This window comes from Moorena sp. SIO4E2, from assembly GCF_010671945.1.
Lineage (GTDB): Bacteria > Cyanobacteriota > Cyanobacteriia > Cyanobacteriales > Coleofasciculaceae > Moorena > Moorena producens.
This window is the reverse complement of the sequence record NZ_JAAHIE010001369.1, coordinates 1-1,131: the sequence shown is the minus strand read 5'-3', so window position 1 is coordinate 1,131 and position 1,131 is coordinate 1. Positions and strand designations below refer to the sequence as shown.

At 43.8% G+C, this 1,131-nt stretch carries 2 protein-coding genes; one reads left to right on the top strand and one right to left on the bottom strand.

Translation table 11 applies throughout. From position 1 onward, the window contains the following. On the top strand, nt 1-186 hold a 186-nt coding region (locus F6K37_RS43755), incomplete at its 5' end, for a hypothetical protein (RefSeq protein ID WP_287257393.1). A 120-nt stretch (nt 187-306) separates the two neighbouring features. On the opposite strand, the gene F6K37_RS43750 is transcribed toward F6K37_RS43755, so the two are convergent. Next, on the bottom strand, nt 307-717 hold the full coding sequence (locus F6K37_RS43750) for a roadblock/LC7 domain-containing protein (RefSeq protein ID WP_008181985.1): 411 nt from the start codon (nt 715-717) through the stop codon (nt 307-309). Nucleotides 718-1,131 lie beyond the last annotated feature (414 nt).

Genomic DNA, 1,131 nt, shown 5'->3' with positions numbered 1-1,131 from the left:
GATGCGTTCCCACTGGTCATTCCGCAAAGCATAGCGGCGCGTCATTGTACCACTCCTGAAATTACTCAACTCGCCAAGAATTTATCTATTTTAAACTGGATTGACACCTATTTGATGACACGCCCTAATACGATAGGTATATTGAGTTACCTAAAATCAAAAGGATTTCTTAAATTATTCAAATAACAGCTACCATTTTTACCAAAATCATTATTATATATTATATTCAATTATTGGTCAAGATAAAATTAACCCACCCTAATCTAAGCAGTGGCAACCTTTCAGATCGTTGCTGTGGCACTTTAGCTAGAGTTTTGTTTCATAAATTCCTGGTATGCTCTGGTGAGGCTCTAAGGCAGCCTTCAAATCTGGAATCACCCGCTTGATTTCCAGCATCAGCACCCCCTGTTTAGCTGCCTTGGTGGCTAAGACTAATAGAACCGCATACTCGCCACAGTTGGTTAGTATGCCATAACCTTTATTACCTTCTACGAAAATGCGGTCTAGAATGCCTCTGGACAATTCCGAGCCAATCCGTTCACCTAGGGATAACATAGCAGCTGACATGGCTGATACTCGTTCTTCATCCATCTCGCTCGGTAAACTGGATGCTATAGGCAGCCCATCAGGAGAAACTAAAGCAGCTCCTTGAACCTCACTGGTGCTGGTGACAAAATTTTGGATAATGGTCTCCAGCTTGGCGGTATTAATGGTCATGGTTATCCATTCCTCATCAAAACGTTACTGCTCAATCGAGTTTGTCGAAAATAGAGTGATAGGGAAAGTCTAGCCAATTATTAAGGTCTAGTTGCCATACTCGGTGGTTGCCGTAAAATCGTCGGAGATGTGGCTTGGGTTAGCAGATCAGGAACTATAGCCCGAAGGTAAATAAGACCTATGAAACCTTTTCCCCCAGATCAGGAAGCCTAGGGCGTGTCTTCAAACTCCGAGTACCCCCGTTTCCCTTAAAAAAGGGGGACTTTGAGTATGGCTCCCCCCTTAATAAGGGGGGCTGGGGGGGATCTAATATCTTGCGGAAAACTTTGAAAACACACCCTAGTGTCAGACTATGGCCTAGACTCGGGTCAAATGAGCTATAATTCAGACTTTGTGGTGCCTGAAATTGCCTGG

Coding starts and splice junctions, on each gene's coding strand:
- F6K37_RS43750 (WP_008181985.1), bottom strand. CDS start 717: ATGACCATTAATACCGCCAAGCTGGAGACCATTATCCAAAATTTTGTC.